Raw genomic sequence first — 18,893 nt, 5'->3', positions numbered from 1 at the left:
ATCAACCTTCTGCTGTCAGACTGTCCTGCCAAGGACGATGGGTCCCATGGCCGGAACAGAACGTCAGAATTCACGACTTGATGGTGGCAAGGTTGCTGCAGCTTCGGCGCAGCCACCACGAAAACCGCTTCAGGTGATGCATATCAGCAAGCGGGAAGAGCAGGATCGTCTGCGCAAGGAGGCTGAGCAAGCCCGTGCAGCCGCTGATGCGGCTGTACAGCGTGCCGCACAGCTCGAGCAGGCCGCACTTGCCGCAGAAGGTGGTCAGTCTGTTGCTCCCAGTCCGCCTGCACCACCAAAAGGGCCACAGACGTCTTTCACTCCATCGCGGGATCCCGACGATGATGATCTAGCCGGAATGACCATGGCCGACCTGCTGGGCGGCTCCGACACAGGCCGCCTACTGAACAATTCGCCTTCCGATCCGGCAACTGCAGCAAGCCGCAGCGTTGACGATTTTGATTTCGATGAGGATGCCTTCCTAGCAGCGCTCGATGCCAATGAGCCTGTAGGCACAACAGGTGAGGTGGTCACCGGCACCGTGATCGGTATGGAGAGTGATGGTGTTTATGTCGACATCGGAGGCAAGGCTCCCGGCTTCATGCCCAAAAGCGAATGCGGACTTGGGGTGATCACCAACCTGAAGGAACGTTTTCCCAAGGGACTTGAGGTTGAGGTGCTGGTCACCCGTGAACAAAACGCCGATGGCATGGTCACCATCAGCTGCCGTGCCCTGGCCCTGCGCAAAAGCTGGGACAAGGTGAAGCAGCTCGCCAAGGACGGCAAGGTGGTTCAGGTCAAAATCACCGGTTTCAATCGTGGTGGTGTCACCTGCGACCTCGAAGGGTTGAGGGGCTTCATTCCCAGATCCCAGCTTCAGGAGGGAGAAAATCACGAATCTCTCGTGGGTAAAACACTTGGCGTCGCTTTCCTAGAGGTCAACTCCGAGACCCGAAAACTGGTCCTTTCCGAAAAGCGCGCCGCGACGGCCGCCCGTTTCTCAGAGCTTGAGGTGGGGCAGTTGGTCGAAGGTCAGGTCGCCTCCATCAAGCCCTATGGACTGTTCATCGATCTGGGAGGCGTCAGTGGACTGTTGCATCAGTCAGTGATCACCGGTGGCAGTTTGCGATCACTGCGCGAAGTCTTCGGACAGGGCGATACCGTGCGAGCACTGATCACCGAACTGGATCCCGGTCGAGGCCGAATCGGACTCAACACTGCCCTACTGGAGGGACAGCCAGGGGAGCTTCTCGTGGATAAGGACACCGTGATGGCCGAGGCTACCGATCGAGCCAACAGAGCCCGTAACGTCCTTAGGCAGCAGGAACAGTCAGCTGGATGATCACAGCTTCCATGCCTGCCGGTGACGCCGGCCCCCAGTCCCGAACCCAACTTCAGGCCGACTGGGAGCTTGATTTCTATTCAAGGCCCATTTTGGAAAAGGATGGGAAGAAGCGCTGGGAACTGCTGATCATCAGCACCCCTGACATCAACTGCAACGAGTCCTTCCGTTTCGCAAAGCTCTGTCCGGCAAGCGAAGTGAACTCCACCTGGTTGGCCGCGGCCCTGCGAGAAGCCTTGGCTGAGGCTAAAGGCCAAGGTTGGAAGCCACCGCAAAGGCTGCGCGCCTGGCGCAGCGCCATGAAAACGATGGTGCAGCGTGCTGCAGCAGAACTGCTCTTGGAAGTGGTATCGAGCAGACGCACCTATGCCCTACTCGACTGGCTTGATGAACGCGAGCGGACGCTTTACCCGCAGGAGGAGGGCTTCATGGCAGGCCCCCTGGCCCTGCCGCCTTCCCCAGTCGAGACACCACCTTTGCCATTGCCCGAAGCCGTCCGGGGCGATGCCTGGACCTGGGCAGGTCTTCCGGTCGGCAGCCTCAAGGATGCCAGTGAGTGGCCTCTTGGCTTCAACGGCCTGCTGCCAGTTCCTCCCTCTCTCGAGGAGGAGCTTGAAGTTCCTGGCCTACGTCTGTTCAGTCGCACCAGAGCCCTGGCCCTCGCAGGCTGGCTAGGCGGGCTAGAACCCGTGCGGCTGCGTGTGAGCTCCCTCCAACTGATTCTTGATGCTGGTCAGGACGACTCCTGGCTGGTCAGTGATCTGAGCCAACAGGAAGCCGAACAGATCTCAGCCGCTCTGAACGCGTCGTGCCTGAACCTGCGTGGCCTTCAGTTCATCGCTGTGCAGAGCTCTCCAGACAGTGAGCGTTTCGAAGGCTTCTGGATGCTGAGGGATCAACCGCAACCATGAGCGCCGCTCAGGGAGCAGACCCAGGCGCTGGAGCTGAGAGAGAGGATCCTCTCTCTCAGCCTGACAGTCGCTTCAACACCCTGTCGGGATGGACTTGGGTGGGGTGTTATGGCGGTTATTACCTGACCGCGGACCACCTGACTGACGCTGGTTTTGAGCATGGATTCTTCACACGCCGCTGGCAAGGTCGTGGTCCCGACGAGCTGGCTGCCTACCTGTCTTGTGGTGTCTCTGTTCATCGCCCGCAGCAGGTGCATGGGAACGTGGTGCTTGAAGCCTCCGCTGCCAGTGCAGCACCATGGCCCGATGCCGACGGACTGGTAAGCGATCGCGGAGGGCAGAGCCTCTGGGTCTGTGGAGCCGACTGCACACCTGTTTTGCTTGCGGATCCCGACAGTGGGCACGTAGCTGCATGCCATGCCGGCTGGCGTGGCGTGGCCAGCCGCATCTTGCCAGCGGCCATCGCCAGGCTCGAACAACGTGGTGCCCGGAAAGAAAAGCTGATCGTGGCCCTCGGGCCAGCGGTCAGTGGTGAGCGTTATCAAGTGGCGCAATCCGTGGCCCTTCAGGTGGGTGAGGCGTTGGCAACCGAGCCCAGATCACTAGAGGAGTTGCAGAAGCAAGCCGTGATTGATCCTGATCCAGAGCAGGGGCGCTGCCGTCTAGATATCCGACAAGCCGCCCTGCAGCAACTGGAAGCGGAAGGAATTGACAGCACCAGGATCAGGACATGTCCGCTCTGCACAGTCGCTGAGCCGAGCCTGTTTCACTCCTGGCGACGCGATCAGGTGAAGGCGGTTCAGTGGAGTGGAATCGTGGGGCAGGCTGCAATTTGAACCTCTCAGTCATCAGTTCGATGTCTGAGGAAGCAGACGCAATGCAACCGCTTCAGCAGCACGGATGCCATCGATCGCTGCCGAAAGAATTCCGCCCGCGTAACCGGCACCCTCGCCCGCTGGCGTAAGACCGAGCACATTGATTGACTCCAGCCGATCATCACGAGGGATGCGCAGCGGCGAAGAGGTACGAGTTTCGACGCCAGTCAGAACGGCATCGGGGTGGTCATAACCGGAGATCTTCAGACTGAATGCCGGCAGAGCTTCCCTCAGGGCCTCCACCATTGTTTCTGGTAGAAGCTGGGCAAGGTCCGCGGGTTGGACACCGGGTTGATAGGAAGGAATGACCGATCCGAGAGAGGTGGATGGCCTTCCGGCCACAAAGTCCTCCTGTCGCTGCACCGGGGCGCTGTAGTCCTCCCCCCCGAGCTGGAAAGCGAGGGATTCGAGTTCTCGCTGGAACACCAGACCCGCGAGTGGATCAGCTGGCCAGCGCTCGTGAGCCTCCAGGTCGGCATCCGACACAGGGATCACCAAGCCGCTGTTGGCGTTGCGTTCGTTGCGGGAGTGCTGGCTCATGCCATTGGTCACAACACGACCTGGTTCAGAGGTCGCACCCACCACAAACCCACCTGGACACATACAGAAGCTGTAGACACAGCGACCATTGGCGGCGTGATGCACCAGCTTGTATTCAGCAGCACCGAGCAACGGATGGCCAGCAGCATCTCCCCAGCGAGCGTTGTCGATCAGCGACTGCGGATGCTCGATGCGAAGGCCAATCGCGAAGGGCTTCCGCTCCATGGCAACACCCGTCCGATCCAACATCGCGAAGGTGTCCCTTGCCGAATGTCCAGGTGCCAAAACCACCTGACTGCAGTCAAGACGGCTGCCATCGGCCAGTTGCAGACCAATGATCCGCATCGGCTTGGCGTCAGTGGCGCTGGCAGGCTCCAAGAGAAGTTGTTCCACGCGGGATCCAAAGCGGACCTCACCGCCAAGAGCCTCAATCTGAGTACGTAACCCCCTGACTACTGTCGCCAGCTTGAAGGTGCCGATATGGGGCCGATGACGCGTGAGGATGTCGCGGTTGGCGCCGCATTTCACCAACTCTTCCAGCACTTTGCGACCGTAATGAACGGGATCGCTCACCTGGCTGTAGAGCTTGCCGTCGGAAAAGGTTCCTGCCCCACCTTCGCCAAACTGCACGTTGGATTCGGGATTGAACGTCGATTGACGACGCCAGAATCCAAACGTGTCGCGGCTTCGCTGCTTTACCACCTGTCCGCGCTCCAGCAACAGTGGGCGTAATCCCATCTGTGCCAGCAGCAATGCTGCGAAGTAACCACAGGGTCCTGCCCCAATCACCACGGGTCGCTGCCAGGACGCATCGACCAGACTGGATGGAGCACGCGCAACGAATCGGTAGGACTCATCGGGACTGCGACGAATGCGACGGTCGGCGGAGCATCGACGTAGCAACGCTTTCTCCCCCCGTACCTGGACATCCACGCTGTAGATGATCCGGATTCGATCCCGACGCCGGGCATCAATGCTTTGCTTCACCAACTGGCAGGAGATCAGTTGCTCACGAGGTACTCGCAAACAACGCAGAACAGCCTGCTCAAGGTCATCCTCGGTGTGGTCCAACTCCAGTCGAAGCTCGCTCAGGCGCAGCACGAGCTCCCTCCTCTCCTGACCCCTAGTACAAACCCTACTGAGCGGAGATCAGACCGATCGTTGGCCTGCTAGGGAGACTGTTCCGTTTTGTCATCCTTAAGCTCAGCTTCGGGACTCCCCCCGGGGATCGCCAGTGAAAGCAGTCCGGCGATCAGCAGCAGACTGCCGATTCCGATGGCAAGAAAGCGATTGTCAGACGCGGCGTCACCCCAGATGGCCGTACTCAGAAAAGCTGAACCCAGAAGCACACAGGGCACCATCACAATCCCTGAGGCAATGCGATTGCGTGCCATATCAAGCTCCTGGGCATGTGACCTGGGCCAGGCCTTCATTCACCAGAGCTGCACCGAGATCGAGATCATCTCCGATCGGAGTGACCCTTGCCAGCAGAACACCATCTGCACTGCCCTCTGGCCGCAGATTCACCCTTCGTCGGCGGGGAAGTTCACGACGCATCCAATCCTGCGCTCGCTGCTCATCTTCAGGCTCAACCTGAACACAAGCCAGCTGCACACTGTAATTACGATTGCGGTCACCAATCTGAAGCAGCGTCGCCGAACGCACCTGCAGAACCTCTGCGGCAAAAGCCTGAGAAGGCAGCACAAACAACAGCATCAAGCTGAGAGCAGCTGCCAATAAAATGCCTGCTCTCACTGGCCTCCTGGGTTGAAGGAAGAACTTCCGGAATCCTGGAAAGCCAGCTCTGGATGGGCCGGCAGACCCACCATCTGGGCATTGCTGCAACCGGGAGGAACCATCGGATAGCAATTCTCACCACGGCGAACATGCACATCCACCAAGGTTGGATGCGGAGAGTCAAACGCCTCCGCTAAACGGTTGTGCAGATCTTTGCGCTCAACGATCTTCATGCCTTCTACGCCAAAGGCTTTGGCCAGAGCTTCGAAATCAGGCATGCCGCCCAGCATGTCAGAGGCGGAATAACGCTCTTCGTAGAAACTCTCCTGCCACTGACGAACCATGCCCTGCCAGTGATTGTTCACAATCACCACCTTCACGGGGAGCCTGTATTGGGCGAGGGTGCCCAGCTCCTGGATATTCATCAGCACACTGGCGTCACCTGCGATACACACCACCTGACGATCAGGACAGGCGACCTGGGCACCCAGGGCGGCTGGCATCCCGAAACCCATCGTCCCCAGTCCGGCGCTGCTGATCCAGCTACGTGGACCATTGCGCAAATACTGAGCAGCCCACATCTGATGCTGTCCTACATCCGTCGTGACAATGGCTCCAGGGGCCAGGTCACGGACAGCCATCAGAACTTCCTGGGGGTAAATGGGACCTTCCTGAGGCGGAATGGAAAGGGGATAACGCTCTTTCCAGTCACGAATCCTCTTCAACCAAACGCTGGTCTGCAGTTCAGGAGAACGGCGCAGACTCAGATCAACCAGTGCGGCAAGACTGGTGCCGACATCACCGAGAACAGCGACATCAGGGCGCCTGTTTTTGCCAATCTCAGCTGGGTCGATCTCGAAATGGATCACCCGGGCACGCGGGGCAAAGGTGTCGAGCTTGCCGGTCACGCGATCATCAAATCGAGCCCCGACTGCAATCAGCAGATCGCAATCTGTTACTGCAAAATTGGCGTAAGCCGTGCCATGCATGCCCAGCATGCCCAACGCCAGTGGATGGTTCTCATCAAAGGCGCCCTTCCCCATCAGCGTTGTGGTGACAGGGATCTGATAGCGCTCCGCCAGCACGCCGATACTGTCGTGGGCGGATGAGGCGATCGCCCCCCCTCCCACATAAAGGAGAGGGCGTTGGGCTTCGGAAATCAGATCAAGCGCTGCCTCAATCGACTGGGAATCAGGCGGAGGGGTGGAGCCGAAACCTGCAGGGACAACGGAACCTGGCTCAACCGGGATGTAATCAAACTCCTCCTGGCCAACATCCTTGGGGATGTCAATCAACACGGGCCCCGGTCGACCTGAGGCTGCGATGTGAAAAGCCTGCGCGACCACTGAAGCAAGATCGGCAGGGTTTCGCACAACCCATGAATGTTTCACGATCGGCAAGGTGATGCCGAAGATGTCGGTCTCCTGGAAGGCATCGGTCCCAATCGCCGTCCTCGGCACCTGGCCAGTGATGACCACCATCGGCACTGAATCCATCTGGGCAGTTGCAATACCCGTTACCAGATTGGTGGCCCCAGGGCCGGACGTGCCGAAGCACACCCCCACTCGGCCGGTCGCACGCGCATAGGCATCCGCAGCGTGGGTTCCGCCTTGTTCGTGACGCACGAGAAAGTGACGCAACCAACCCTCGCTCTCCGCTATGTGCAGGGCGTCATAGATCGGAAGAATGGCACCGCCCGGGTAGCCAAAAATCGTGTCCACACCATGTCGACGCAGCGCATCCATCAAGGCCTGGGCTCCGCTCATCCTGCGGATTCCATCACTGCTGGACGCTGTGTCGGCCGTGGGAGCGGAGATCAGCGTCACTGTGTCTTCACGGGGAACTGACCCTCAAGATTAAGGGCCGGCCCGCCACTGTGCCGGCGCTCAGAGCAGTCCGAGTGCATGTAGTGGGCCCTGGCCACTGATGATTTCGAGCAGAAAGGCGGAGAAGCCCAGCATGGCCAGTCGCCCGTTCCAGACTTCGGAACTGTTGTTCCAACCCCACTCCCATTTCTCCTGGGGATAAAGCTTCACCTTGGTGGGCAGTTCAGCTGCCGCATCAAGGCTGACTTCAGGCCCTTCAAGACTGGTCACAACAAGATCAGCCAGTCCTTCGATGAAGGGGGGGTAGGTATCGAGAGCCCGCACTCGCCGGAAATTCACCACACCAGACTCGGTCGCAAGTTCGCGGTACTCGATGTCAATCTCCTCAAGCGTTTCGATGTGCTCACTGACAAAGCTGATCGGCACCACCACAAGATCATTGATCTTGGCTTTACCCAGCTCTTCAAGGGCCTCTTCGGTGTAGGGCTTCAGCCATTCGACCGGACCCACACGGCTTTGATAAGCGAGGGTATGGGGGTTGTCATGGCCCATAAGCTCCTGCAGCTTCTTCATGATCAGGGCAGTGCAGGCCTCGATTTCCTGTTGATAAGGATCACCGGCCTCTTCGACGTAACTCTTCGGCACACCATGGGCGCTGAAGAAGACATGAGCCTGGAGAGGGTCATCGCTATTGCGGATTTCCTCAGCGATCAGCTCAGCCATCGCCGTGACATAGCCAGGATGATCAAACCAGCTACGGATGCAACGGATCGGCAGCTTCTCAAAGACACCGTCTCCCTGACGCAGCCGCTGGAGCTCACGGAAACTCGAACCACTGGTGCTAATGGAGAAGTGCGGGTAGAGCGGCAGCACAACCACCTGATCCATTCCGTCAGCCTTGATGTCTGCAACGGCGGATTCCGTGAAGGGATGCCAGTAGCGCATGGCCACGTAGCTTGTGGCCTCGATACCCCGTTGCCGAAGCAGGCTCTGCAGCTCCCTGGCCTGCTGCTCAGTAATCCGACGCAATGGAGAGCCGCCACCGATGGAGCGGTAGGCGCTCTGTGATTTGCCGCTGCGCAGGGTGCTGATCAACCAGGCCAAAGGCTTCTGCAGAGCGGGAATTGGCAGCCGAATGATCTCTGGGTCGGCAAAGAGATTGAAAAGGAAGGGACCTACGTCCTGAATTCGCTCAGGGCCACCCAGATTGAGCAGTACGACACCGACCCGAGCCATGTCTGGAAACGATTGCAGGGGTTGAGAGTAACCCGCGTTAACGGCATCTTGACGATGTCCTGAAGGAATGGATGACTCGCAGCGAGCCGCTCGAAGTGATCAGGCGAAATTCGAATGCAGCCTTGGCCTCGATCGGCATCGGCCTGCGTATCGAATGTCGCGGTCGCCGGTTAAACCTGCGTGGGCTGTTGCCTGGGCGTACAAAGCCAGGCCAGCGATCGGTGCAACGCCTGAGCCTCGGCCTTGAGAATGACAGGGATGGCCTGCGCGAAGCCGAGCAGATCGCACGGGTCATTGATGCCCAGCTCAAGCGCGACCAGTTTCGATGGGAGCAATGGATCAAGGCGCCCGCGCAGGCGTCGTCCACATCCGGCTCATCAGGTCGAGCCCATGCCCTGCTTGAGCAGCAACTCATGAGCTTCGAGCAAGCCTTTTTTGCCGATCCACGTCGCCGCCGCTCCCCTTCCGGCAGTCGAACCACATGGACAGGTGCTTACAACCCCTATCTGCGTCGACTGCGCACACTTGCTGGCAAAGACAAGGGCCCAATCGCTGCAGAGCTGCTGCTTCAGACCCTGCATAGCTACCCCGATGGAAGCCGCAGTCGCCAGCAATGCAGCACAGCCCTAGGTGGCCTGGCCAGGCATCTGGAACTGGAACTGCCCGATCACTGGCGAGCAGAGGCAGCAGGCTATGGCCTGCATCGAGCCCGGTTCCGCCAACTCCCCAGCGATCAACAAATTCTCGAGGGCATCCTGCAGATTCCCAATCCACGCTGGCGACTGGCCTATGGCCTGATGGCCACGTATGGCCTTCGCAACCATGAGGTGTTCTTCAGCGACCTGTCAGCTCTGTGCGCCGAAGGAGATCGTGTGATCAGGGTTCTGCCCACCACCAAAACAGGTGAACATCAGGTGTGGCCTTTCAACCCTGAATGGGTCGAGCGTTTTGACCTGTTGAAACTTGGACGAGAGCCGCAGGCTCTGCCGGTGATCAGCACCGATCTGAGGAGAACGACCCTGCAGCAGGTGGGACGACGGGTCACCGAGCAGTTTCGCCGCTACGACCTTCCGCTCACCCCTTATGACCTTCGCCATGCCTGGGCGGTAAGAACCATCCATATCGGTCTGCCTGACACGGTTTCTGCCAGGATGATGGGCCACTCCGTGGCGATTCACACTCGCACCTATCACCACTGGATCACCCGACGCGATCAGCAACAAGCTGTTGATGCGGCCTTAGCCCGACAACAGGCGTCATGAGACGTCAGTGAATCCATTTGGTATGCAGCTGGTCATAACGGTTGCGATGAGTTCAACGAATCGGATCGCGCCCTCAACTGACTGCCGGCTTTCGGTTCCGCAGATCGCTATCGATCAGCGGCAACATGAACTCGCAGGATAACGCCCCTCTCATCTATTCCTGATCCTGATGACCTCGTTTCTGCGGCCCCTGGCCTACCGCTACCGCTGGATTTACGACACGGTCACGGCGATCTCATCCCTGAGCGTGGGTGGAGTTGAGCAACTCCGCAGTTTGGGGCTGGCAGCCCTGCAATCCAGGATTGAGCCTGGTGCCGCGGTGCTGGATCTCTGCTGCGGCAGCGGAGAGGCCGCAGCACCCTGGCTGGCCGCAGGCTTCCATGTCTCAGGGCTTGACATCTCACCACTGGCCCTAGCTCTAGCCGCCCAACGACACCCAAGCCTCAAGCGGGTGGAGGGCTTAGCGGAGGAACCACCGCTACAGGACGAAAGCTTCCTTGCCGTCCAGCTGAGCGTGGCGCTGCATGAATTTCCCCGCCGCGAGCGAGAGATGGTGCTGCGCCAGAGCTTGCGCCTGCTGAAACCAGGAGGCTGGCTGGTGATTGTGGACCTGCACCCTGCAGGGCCATGGCTACGACTGCCTCAACAACTGTTCTGCGCCTTGTTTGAAACCGATACGGCCACGTCCATGCTGGAAGATGACCTGCCCTCTCAGCTGCAGCAGCTCGGTTTCACAGCGGTGAAGCAGGAATTACTGGCCGGGCAGGCCCTACAACGGATTACCGCTGCGCGCCCCAGCGTCGACACAACTTCTCGATGAGCAACAACAATCTCGATCAGACTGCAGCGGAACTGGGCATGGGAGGCAACCTTGCACCAGAGCAAGACGATGCCGGCTACCGAAAGCGCATGGAACGACGCCAGCAGGTGCAACGCCAGCGCGTCGAAGAACGCAACAAGGAGAAGGGACTAATTCTGGTATTCACCGGACACGGCAAGGGCAAGACCACGGCAGGCCTGGGGCTGGTGCTTCGCACCCTCGGCCACGGTGAACGGGTGGCGGTTGTGCAGTTCATCAAGGGTGGTTGGGAACCGGGTGAAGCCAGAGCGTTAAAAGCCTTCGGCAACCAGATCTGCTGGCATGCACTGGGGGAGGGATTCACGTGGGAAACCCAAGACCGGCAACGTGATCAGCAACTGGTCACGGAGGCCTGGCAAACAGCTCTGGGCCACCTGCGTGACGACCGGATCAAGCTGGTTCTTCTAGATGAACTCAACGTGGCCATAAAACTGGGCTACATCGGCCCCGAAACGGTGATTGCTGGGCTCAAGGAGCGGCCTGAGCTTTGCCACGTAGCGGTCACCGGTCGAGGCGCACCCTCAGCGTTGATTGAAGCGGCCGATTTGGTCACCGAAATGACTTTGAGCAAACACCCATTCAGAGAGCAGGGTGTCAAAGCTCAGGCAGGCATCGAATACTGAACGTCAGTCCTGAGCCAGATCACGTCTGATCAACCCTGATGCAGCGGTTAGCACCGACAGACCACTAACCAGCAGAGCACGATGAACCACGGGATCACGCCAGCAGGATGGATCCTGACTGGCACGATGCAGCGCGGAGAGGGTGAGGCGAGCCATCACCGAACTGCGTCCTCCGATCTCATCTGACATGGGGGCTTTGACGCTGCTCCATCCAAGCGGTTCCACCGCAGGTGCGCCAGTAGCAGGACCGTCTGATCCTGCTTGCTACTGTCAGCTGGATCAGGTGGATGAATGGCCTACGCGCGTGCACTGCTGAAGCTCAGCGGAGAAGCGCTGATGGGAGATCAGGGCTATGGAATCGATCCCGCCATCGTGCAGTCCATCGCTGAAGACGTTGCCAAGGTGATTGAGGGGGGCACACAGCTGGCGATTGTTGTGGGCGGCGGGAACATCTTTCGTGGCCTAAAGGGATCGGCAGCTGGAATGGATCGGGCCACAGCCGACTACGTGGGAATGCTGGCCACTGTGATGAATGCGATCACACTTCAGGACGGACTGGAGCGCGCAGGTATACCAACTCGAGTCCAAACCGCCATTGGCATGCAGGAAGTCGCAGAGCCCTACATTCGCCGCAAAGCCATTCGCCATCTGGAGAAAGGCCGTGTGGTGGTGTTCGGCGCCGGTTGTGGCAACCCCTTCTTCACCACCGACACCACAGCAGCCTTGCGGGCAGCCGAGATCAATGCGGATGTGGTGTTCAAAGCCACCAAGGTGGATGGGGTCTACGACAAGGATCCTGCAGTGCATGCCGATGCCGTGAAGCAGGAACACCTCACTTATCAACAGGTTCTGAGCGGTGAACTGGCCGTGATGGACAGCACTGCCATCGCACTTTGCAAAGACAACAACATCCCGATTGTTGTTTTCAATTTGTTTGAACCTGGCAACATCGGCAAAGCCGTGGCTGGAGAGCCGATCGGTTCCCGGATCAACAACTGACAATCGTTATGTCGAAGCAAGACCTCGAAGCAAACATGCAGAAGTCGGTGGAATCCACCCAGCGCATGTTCAACACCATCCGAACAGGGCGGGCCAACTCGGCTCTGCTCGATCGCATCTCCGTGGAGTACTACGGCGCCGACACGCCACTGAAATCGTTAGCCACGCTGACAACACCTGACTCACAGACCATCCAAATCCAGCCCTTCGACATCAGCTCACTGGCGGGGATCGAGAAGGCAATTGCCATGAGTGAACTGGGCTTTACCCCCAACAACGACGGCAAGATCATCCGCATCAATGTGCCTCCCCTCACTGAGGAACGTCGCAAGGAATTCTGCAAGCTCGCCTCCAAATACGCCGAAGAAGGGAAGGTGGCCCTGCGCAACATCCGCCGCGACGCCATCGACAAGATCAAGAAACAGGAAAAGGAAGGTGAGTTTTCAGAAGACCAGAGCCATGACGAACAGGAGAGCATCCAGAAAACCCTCGAGAAGTTCATCGCACAATTGGAGAAGCACTTGGCCGACAAGGAGGCCGACATCCTCAAGGTGTGATTGAAACCGACGTTGCCGTGATCGGTGCCGGAGCTGCCGGCACTTCAGCTGCTTTCCACCTGGCTCAAGCAGGGCATTCAGTCACCATTCTCGAGGCGCAAACCGGGGCTCAAATCAAGCCCTGCGGTGGAGGTATGGCCTCCTCAGTACAGCGCTGGTTCCCTTTCGACCTAAGCCCAGCGGTTGATGATGTGATCCGCCAGGTCGACTTCAGCTGGTGCCTGGAGGATCCGGTTATCGCGGAACTTCCCGGTGAAGCGCCGTTCTGGATTGTGAGACGTGAGCATCTGGATTCCTTATTGCTTGAGAAGGCAGTGAGTGCTGGTGCCACCGTTCAGCGACCATGTCGTGTGAAGGCCCTCGAACGTAAAGGCGAGTGCTGGACACTCACAGGGGAGCGGGGAGAGCCTGTTCAGGCCAGAGCAGTCGTGATCGCTGATGGCTCAGGGTCCCCCTGGCCGCAACAGGTCGGCATCGGCCCGAGCTCCCTGCATATGGCGAGCACGCTGTCGGTTCGCCTGGAAGGTCTCGGAACACTCGCTCCTGGAACGGCACGCTTCGAATTCGGCCTGGTACACCACGGTTTTGCATGGGCTTTCCCGCTAGCAGACGGGATCAATGTTGGAGTTGGCACCTTCATCGGTCGTGACGTCACCGATTCGGAGACGATCCTGAATGCACTACTGCCTGATCTCGGCTTTGCTGCCAATGCAGGTCTTCGGCAGGAGGCCAACCTGAGGGTCTGGAATGGGCACAGCGCGCTTCATGCCCACGGGGTGGTGGCAGTGGGCGATGCCGCATCGCTCTGCGATCCCTTCCTTGCGGAAGGATTACGTCCAGCTCTAATGAGCGGTTGTGAAGCAGCGAAGCACCTGGACCGCTGGCTCAACGGCGAAGAGCAATCCCTACAGGGCTATTCCAGGGCGATGCGACAGCGCTGGGGAGACTCCATGGCCTGGGGTCGTCGGATCGCACAGGTGTTTTACCGCTTCCCCGGTGTGGGCTATCAGCTGGGGGTGAAACGTCCGACGGCTCCCAGACGAATCGCCCAGATCCTCTCCGGAGAGATGGGATACGGCGATATCGCCCAGCGAGTCATTCGCCGGCTATTGCTGCAGCGCAGCTAGAGATCGAAGGCCAGTTGCTGCACGCTTGGATCACTCCTGCGGCGACGTGAACGTCGTTGGGATGATGCCGGCAGACCAGCCCGCCTGGAACCATGTCGCCGCTGAATGGCATCAGCATGACGCTCAAATCCGGCTGAATGCCTGATCGCGAAGATCCGCTCCTTGGCCTGCCTGGCCGAATCAGCACAATCGACAATCGGCATAACGCCGTTGAACGCCCAGGGTTCATGTAGATGCACTGTGGGTACATCGGCCAATTCAGGACACCAGCGGCGGATGAAAACCCCGTCCTGATCATGGTCATGCCCCTGCTTGATCGGGTTGTAAACCCGGATTGTGTTGATGGAGGTGCTGCCCGACTGCATCTGGCATTGACTCCAGTGAATCCCTGGTTCGTAATCCACAAACTGACGGGCGAGGTGCAGACCACTGTCCCTCCAAGGCAGCCAGAGGTTGTAGCTCGCGAACGACATCAACATCGCCCGCATCCGGAAGTTGATCCAACCATGCGCCCTCAGGGCGCGCATGCAAGCATCCACAAACGGTATCCCCGTCCGGCCTTCCGCCCAGGCCGCCAGACGCTCGGCATCAGACTCACGGAGATCACGCATGAAAGGGTGAAAGTCCTGCCATTCAATCGATGGCTGATCTTCGAGCTTCTGAATGAAATGACAATGCCAGTGAAGTCTTGAGCCAAAGCTGCGGGCACCACGTCCCTGCATCCCACGACTGCGCTGAAGCACCTCACGCATGGAGAGGCAACCCCAGGTGAGATAACTGGAAAGCCTGGAACATCCCGTGAAGGCCCTATTCGGACTGGAAATCGAACGACAGTAGTCATCCACCCGTTGCTCCAGGAAATGCCCGAGTTCGTTGAACCCGGCATCGCGGCCACCCTGCTGACGATGGGGGCACGGATCAGGCTGGAGTCCCAGTTCAGCGGCCGTTGGCAATTCACCGGGTGAGACACCCGGCAGTGGCTCAAGATGATCGGGAGCAGGCGTGATCGGCTCCGCCATCCGCTCTTCCCAGCGCCGAGCCCATCCACCACGTGTCCGGAGCGGCCGGATCACACCGAACTGCGGAATCTGTCTCCAGGGAATACTCCGCTCCCTTGCCCACGCAGCGACGCGTCGGTCTCTGGCGTAGGTCCAGTCATTACCAGTTTCTTCATGACTCCAGAGGCCCGACACACCGAGCTGACGCCTGGCACGCTCGAGCACAGCCACCGCATCCCCACAACGAATGACCAGGGGCTGACCAAGGGCTGCCATGGCCTGCCTGAGGTCAAAAAGCGCCTCCCTGCAGAATTCCCACTGACGGCCCGAAGCATCCGGCTGAAGCCAGAACTCAGGTTCAACGATGTAAAGAGGCAGCACGTCTCCAAGAGTCAATGCCTGGATCAGCGGCCTGTGATCCTCGAGCCGCAAGTCACGCTTGAACCAGACCAGCTGCACTGCCATCGAATGCGGGACAGCTCCACCCAACTCAGACGAAACTAATCAGACTGAGTCAGGAGTGGGTTGCGATCTTCAGATCACGCAAACGCGCGTCAACAGAAGCCAGCAGCTCGATGGCGAACATGGGCGACTCCTGGACGGCAAATAGGAATTTCTCGCGGTTCATCTCAATCAGGCGGCAATCGGTTTCGGCCTGTGCCGTGCCAAGGCGGCAATGACCTTCCATCACCAGGGCCCCGGCACCAAAGACGTTTCCGGCCGCAATCAGTTCATATCCCTGCTGGCCGTTCTCATTGGTCCAGGTCAGTCGAACCGTTCCCTCGAGAACACCGAACATCGACGCACCGGCGTCGTCAGCCTTGAAAATGACGTCACCAGCGTTAACGGCGTGCACCTCACTTTTCCGAGCGAGGGCACGCATGGTGTCAAGGGCATTCACGGACGGGTAGTCGGATTCAAGGAGAAGATCAGGCTCTGGTCAGTGACAAGGCAGAGCCGAAACCGCGACGAACCTCCTCCTGGGTGAGTCTGCCGTCATGATCCGCATCCAAAGCATCGAAGACGGCATCACTGCCCAGCCACTCATCCCGGGTGATACAACCGTCACCATTCATGTCATTGAGCATGAAGATCTCCTGCACGGCATGACCGAAGGCCTGTCCTCCCTCGAGTTCCGCAAGCCGATGGGCAAGCATGCTCTCTAAGGTCTCAATGGCCTTGCTGAAACCCTTGATGCCTTCGCCGAGTTTGTCGGTGGCCATGCGATCAGCTGCCATCATCGAATCGAACATGTCTCGGTCGACATGGATCTGGGACTCAGTGCTGGAGGGATTGGCACCGTCAAGCTTGCGGGTGAGCGTGGCCTCACTGGAACGCAGCTGATCGAGCAGCTTGGGTGAAATGGTGAGCAGATCACAACCAGCAAGCTCGGTAATCTCGTCGATATTGCGGAAGCTGGCCCCCATTACCTCGGTTTTGTAGCCGTAGGTCTTGAAGTAGTTGAAGATCTTGGTCACAGACAGCACGCCTGGATCTTCAGGACCAGGATAGGAGTCCCTTCCCGTATCGGCTTTATACCAATCGAGGATGCGGCCAACGAAAGGTGAAACGAGAGTCACACCGGCCTCAGCGCACGCTGCGGCCTGAGCGAAGCCAAACAGGAGAGTGAGGTTGCAGTGAATTCCTTCTCTTTCGAGAACTTCAGCGGCCTTGATCCCCTCCCAGGTGGAGGCCACCTTGATCAGCACGCGATCATTGCTGATTCCGGCATCGTTGTAGAGGCGGATGAGTTTGCGGCCTTTTTCAATCGTGGCAGCAGTGTCGAAACTAAGGCGTGCATCCACCTCAGTGGACACTCGGCGAGGAACGATCTTGAGGATTTCCTTGCCAAAGATCACACTGATCTCATCGAGCGCCTCCTTGACCACTGTCTCGACGGGCGCGCTGTCGCCGATCAAACGACGGGAGGATCGCAGGGCCTCGTCGATCAGGCTTTGATAGGCAGGGATCTGAGCAGCTGCCAGAATCAAAGAAGGATTGGTCGTTGCGTCCCGTGGCGTGAATTTACGGATCGCTTCAAGATCACCCGTATCCGCCACCACGACGGTCATTGCAGAGAGCTGCTCAAGAAGAGTTGCCATGTCGCTAAAGGCTTGTTGCTCGTAACGTAGCTGCGTTTTCGCAGCTGGCATCTTGCGGGAAGCTGCAACCTCAGGCGAGCAATGGCTTGGCCTCAACCAGCTTGAGCAGGAGCAGACTTGCGAGCTGTGCTGGGCGGAATCTTTTCAATCACTAAGAGACCATCGATGATTGATTTCGCAACCGGAAGAGCCACTGTGGATCCGTAGGCATGGTCTCCCTGGGGCTCATCCACCACCACCAGCACGACATATTTCGGATCATCGACGGGAAGGGTCGCCACAAAGCTGCAGATCAGAGCGCCGGGAACGTAAACGCCGTTCAGGGCCTTCTGAGCGGTTCCAGTCTTGCCACCGATGCGGTACCCCGGCGTTCTGACGCCCTTGCCGCTCCCTTGCTCAACCACCGATTCCATCCAGGCCATCACTGTCTGGGTGACCTCAGGTTTCAGCAATGGCTTGCCCTGACGCGATCCAGGCGGAGCCAGCGCATCGCCGGCTCTCAATCCTCGGGTGATATGGGGGCTGACAAGACGGCCGCCGTTGGCGAGTAAGGCGTGGAGCTGCACAAGCTTCAACGGTGTTAGCGAGAATCCCTGGCCGAAGGACGCTGTGGCTGGCTCGATCGGCTGGGTGGTGAACTGCTCCTTGGTTTTGAGCTGACCGGCAACGGCTCCGGGCAAATCTGTGTCAGGCCGTGCGTCCAACCCGAGGCGGCTCAGCCAGTCCCAGTAGGTGGAGGAGGGCAAATTACGCATGGCTTGAACCATGCCGACGTTGCTAGACACCTGCAGCACCGTGGCGAAGTCGATCAGACCATTGGCTCGCCGGTCGTGGTTGTTAATCGGCCAGCCACCGATCGTGACGGAACCGCTGTCCTGAACACGTCCTGTTGTCTGAATGGCATTTTCCTGCAGAGCCAGCGCCAGGTTGATGGGCTTGAACGTCGATCCGGGTTCATAGAGGTCCTGAACCGACCATTCCCGGAAACGACCTGCCGGAAAACTCCAGTAGCTGTTCGGGTCGTACGTGGGAACGGATGCCAGCGCCAGCAACTCGCCATTGGTGACATCCATGACAATGGCAACCCCTTTCTGGGCTTTCCAGGTTTTGATCTGTGCGGCAAGGGCCTTCGCGGCAACAGCCTGTAGACGTGCATCGAGGGTGAGCTGAAGTCGCAGATCATCCCCGAAAAAGACTCCAGCATCGAGATTGTCTGGCAGCGGAGTGCCATCGGCTCCTCTGCGAAGGCTTCGGGCCTGTTCATGGCGCTGAAGTTCGTTGTGTCGGCTTTGTTCAAGCCCTGCCTGAGGTTCTCGATCCTGATTGAGAAAGCCGACGACGTTGGCGAACAAATCACCCTGGGGATAAACACGGTGCGGGTAGGACTCCAGATCAACTCCGGAGATACCAGCTGAGCGGATTGTTGATGCAGTCTCGGGATCCAGACCTTCAATCAGCTTGATCCCGGAGGGACGATCGCCGATACGCTTCAGGATCTCCGCCTCAGTGAGTGCGAGCAAAGGCGCTAATCGTGCCGCGACATCGGCAGGAGGGCGAATCAGCGTTGGAGCATCACCGGGAAGATTGAAGTAGCGCGGATGTAGCCATAGGCGGTAGCGCTCTTCGTCAAGAGCGACCAATCGCCCGGTGCGGTCAACAATCGGCCGACGGGTCCCCAGTGGCTTGGTGCGCTGAGTCTGTACTAAACGGGCACGAGCCTCGAGTTCGCTGGCCTGAAACACCTGCAGCCAAGCCATTCTACCCATTAGGCCAACAAGACCAAGACATAGAAGCGCGAACACCGAGCGCATTCGTCCTGCCGGGACTGGCTCCAGAGGCACAACCCTTCTGCGCTGACGACTGGCGCCTGGCCGGGTGGGCTTGGTGGAACGGCCCATG

The 18,893-nt window shown here is 58.9% G+C and carries 19 protein-coding genes; 9 read left to right on the top strand and 10 right to left on the bottom strand.

Annotation, left to right across the window (positions count from 1 at the left end):
• Positions 1–46 precede the first annotated feature (46 nt).
• From DXY31_RS02430 to pgeF, 3 genes are read left to right on the top strand one after another with little or no spacing between them, the layout of a single operon-like run.
• Positions 47–1,342, top strand: a complete 1,296-nt coding sequence (locus DXY31_RS02430) for a S1 RNA-binding domain-containing protein (RefSeq protein WP_114991909.1) — start codon at positions 47–49, stop codon at positions 1,340–1,342.
• The gene (locus DXY31_RS02425; protein ID WP_114991686.1) at positions 1,339–2,253 is read left to right on the top strand and encodes a Tab2/Atab2 family RNA-binding protein; all 915 of its coding nucleotides are present in this window, start codon (positions 1,339–1,341) and stop codon (positions 2,251–2,253) included. The genes DXY31_RS02430 and DXY31_RS02425 overlap by 4 nt, the downstream gene beginning before the upstream one ends.
• Entirely contained in the window at positions 2,250–3,089 is an 840-nt protein-coding gene (gene pgeF / locus DXY31_RS02420; protein WP_114991683.1) for a peptidoglycan editing factor PgeF, read from the top strand. The genes DXY31_RS02425 and pgeF overlap by 4 nt, the downstream gene beginning before the upstream one ends.
• A 12-nt stretch (positions 3,090–3,101) precedes the next feature.
• Here the strand turns inward: pgeF and DXY31_RS02415 are convergent, their stop codons facing one another.
• From DXY31_RS02415 to hemH, 5 genes are all read right to left on the bottom strand, one after another.
• A complete protein-coding gene (locus tag DXY31_RS02415; protein ID WP_114991680.1) occupies positions 3,102–4,769 on the bottom strand; it encodes an NAD(P)/FAD-dependent oxidoreductase in 1,668 nt (555 codons plus the stop codon).
• 68 nt (positions 4,770–4,837) lie between these two features.
• The gene (locus DXY31_RS02410; protein ID WP_114991677.1) at positions 4,838–5,062 is read right to left on the bottom strand and encodes a GIVxVP protein; all 225 of its coding nucleotides are present in this window, start codon (positions 5,060–5,062) and stop codon (positions 4,838–4,840) included.
• A 1-nt stretch (position 5,063) separates the two neighbouring features.
• Positions 5,064–5,384, bottom strand: a complete 321-nt coding sequence (locus DXY31_RS02405) for a nuclease (RefSeq protein WP_114991907.1) — start codon at positions 5,382–5,384, stop codon at positions 5,064–5,066.
• A 35-nt stretch (positions 5,385–5,419) separates the two neighbouring features.
• Positions 5,420–7,231, bottom strand: a complete 1,812-nt coding sequence (ilvB, locus tag DXY31_RS02400; RefSeq protein ID WP_114991674.1) for a biosynthetic-type acetolactate synthase large subunit — start codon at positions 7,229–7,231, stop codon at positions 5,420–5,422.
• Between the two features lie 60 nt (positions 7,232–7,291).
• Positions 7,292–8,467, bottom strand: coding sequence for a ferrochelatase (gene hemH, locus DXY31_RS02395; protein ID WP_114991671.1), 1,176 nt, complete (start codon positions 8,465–8,467; stop codon positions 7,292–7,294).
• Positions 8,468–8,538: 71 nt separating this feature from the next.
• Here hemH and DXY31_RS02390 point away from each other — a divergent pair, with 71 nt between their 5' ends.
• From DXY31_RS02390 to cobO, 3 genes are all read left to right on the top strand, one after another.
• Complete coding sequence (locus DXY31_RS02390; protein WP_114991668.1) at positions 8,539–9,729, top strand: site-specific integrase; 1,191 nt, start codon at positions 8,539–8,541, stop codon at positions 9,727–9,729.
• A gap of 169 nt (positions 9,730–9,898) precedes the next feature.
• A complete protein-coding gene (locus DXY31_RS02385; RefSeq protein WP_114991665.1) occupies positions 9,899–10,549 on the top strand; it encodes a class I SAM-dependent methyltransferase in 651 nt (216 codons plus the stop codon).
• Positions 10,546–11,211 carry a cob(I)yrinic acid a,c-diamide adenosyltransferase gene (cobO, locus tag DXY31_RS02380; RefSeq protein ID WP_114991663.1) on the top strand — a complete coding sequence of 222 codons (666 nt, stop codon included), beginning with the start codon at positions 10,546–10,548 and terminating at the stop codon, positions 11,209–11,211. The genes DXY31_RS02385 and cobO overlap by 4 nt, the downstream gene beginning before the upstream one ends.
• 3 nt (positions 11,212–11,214) lie before the next feature.
• On the opposite strand, the gene DXY31_RS02375 is transcribed toward cobO, so the two are convergent.
• Positions 11,215–11,400 (bottom strand): hypothetical protein, encoded by a 186-nt coding sequence (locus tag DXY31_RS02375; RefSeq protein WP_114991904.1) that lies wholly within the window; start codon positions 11,398–11,400, stop codon positions 11,215–11,217.
• A 102-nt stretch (positions 11,401–11,502) separates the two neighbouring features.
• Between DXY31_RS02375 and pyrH the strand changes: the two genes are divergently transcribed.
• From pyrH to DXY31_RS02360, 3 genes are read left to right on the top strand one after another with little or no spacing between them, the layout of a single operon-like run.
• A complete protein-coding gene (gene pyrH / locus DXY31_RS02370) occupies positions 11,503–12,210 on the top strand; it encodes a UMP kinase (protein ID WP_114991660.1) in 708 nt (235 codons plus the stop codon).
• An 8-nt stretch (positions 12,211–12,218) separates the two neighbouring features.
• Positions 12,219–12,767 (top strand): ribosome recycling factor, encoded by a 549-nt coding sequence (frr, locus tag DXY31_RS02365; RefSeq protein ID WP_114991657.1) that lies wholly within the window; start codon positions 12,219–12,221, stop codon positions 12,765–12,767.
• Entirely contained in the window at positions 12,764–13,894 is a 1,131-nt protein-coding gene (locus tag DXY31_RS02360; protein ID WP_114991654.1) for an NAD(P)/FAD-dependent oxidoreductase, read from the top strand. Before frr ends, DXY31_RS02360 begins: the two co-directional genes overlap by 4 nt.
• Here the strand turns inward: DXY31_RS02360 and DXY31_RS02355 are convergent.
• The 4 genes from DXY31_RS02355 to DXY31_RS02340 form a co-directional block, all read right to left on the bottom strand.
• Positions 13,891–15,357 carry a deoxyribodipyrimidine photo-lyase gene (locus DXY31_RS02355; RefSeq protein ID WP_114991651.1) on the bottom strand — a complete coding sequence of 489 codons (1,467 nt, stop codon included), beginning with the start codon at positions 15,355–15,357 and terminating at the stop codon, positions 13,891–13,893. The genes DXY31_RS02360 and DXY31_RS02355 overlap by 4 nt on opposite strands.
• Before the next feature lie 49 nt (positions 15,358–15,406).
• On the bottom strand, positions 15,407–15,793 hold the full coding sequence (locus DXY31_RS02350; protein WP_114991649.1) for a Crp/Fnr family transcriptional regulator: 387 nt from the start codon (positions 15,791–15,793) through the stop codon (positions 15,407–15,409).
• A gap of 28 nt (positions 15,794–15,821) precedes the next feature.
• Positions 15,822–16,994, bottom strand: coding sequence for a transaldolase (locus tag DXY31_RS02345; protein WP_114991902.1), 1,173 nt, complete (start codon positions 16,992–16,994; stop codon positions 15,822–15,824).
• A 92-nt stretch (positions 16,995–17,086) separates the two neighbouring features.
• Positions 17,087–18,892 carry a penicillin-binding protein 2 gene (locus DXY31_RS02340; protein WP_114991646.1) on the bottom strand — a complete coding sequence of 602 codons (1,806 nt, stop codon included), beginning with the start codon at positions 18,890–18,892 and terminating at the stop codon, positions 17,087–17,089.
• Position 18,893 lies beyond the last annotated feature (1 nt).

It is taken from the genome of Synechococcus sp. UW179A (genome assembly GCF_900473965.1).
GTDB lineage: Bacteria > Cyanobacteriota > Cyanobacteriia > PCC-6307 > Cyanobiaceae > Synechococcus_C.
Note: the sequence above shows the minus strand (reverse complement) of the source record. Positions and strands in the feature narration are given on the sequence as shown.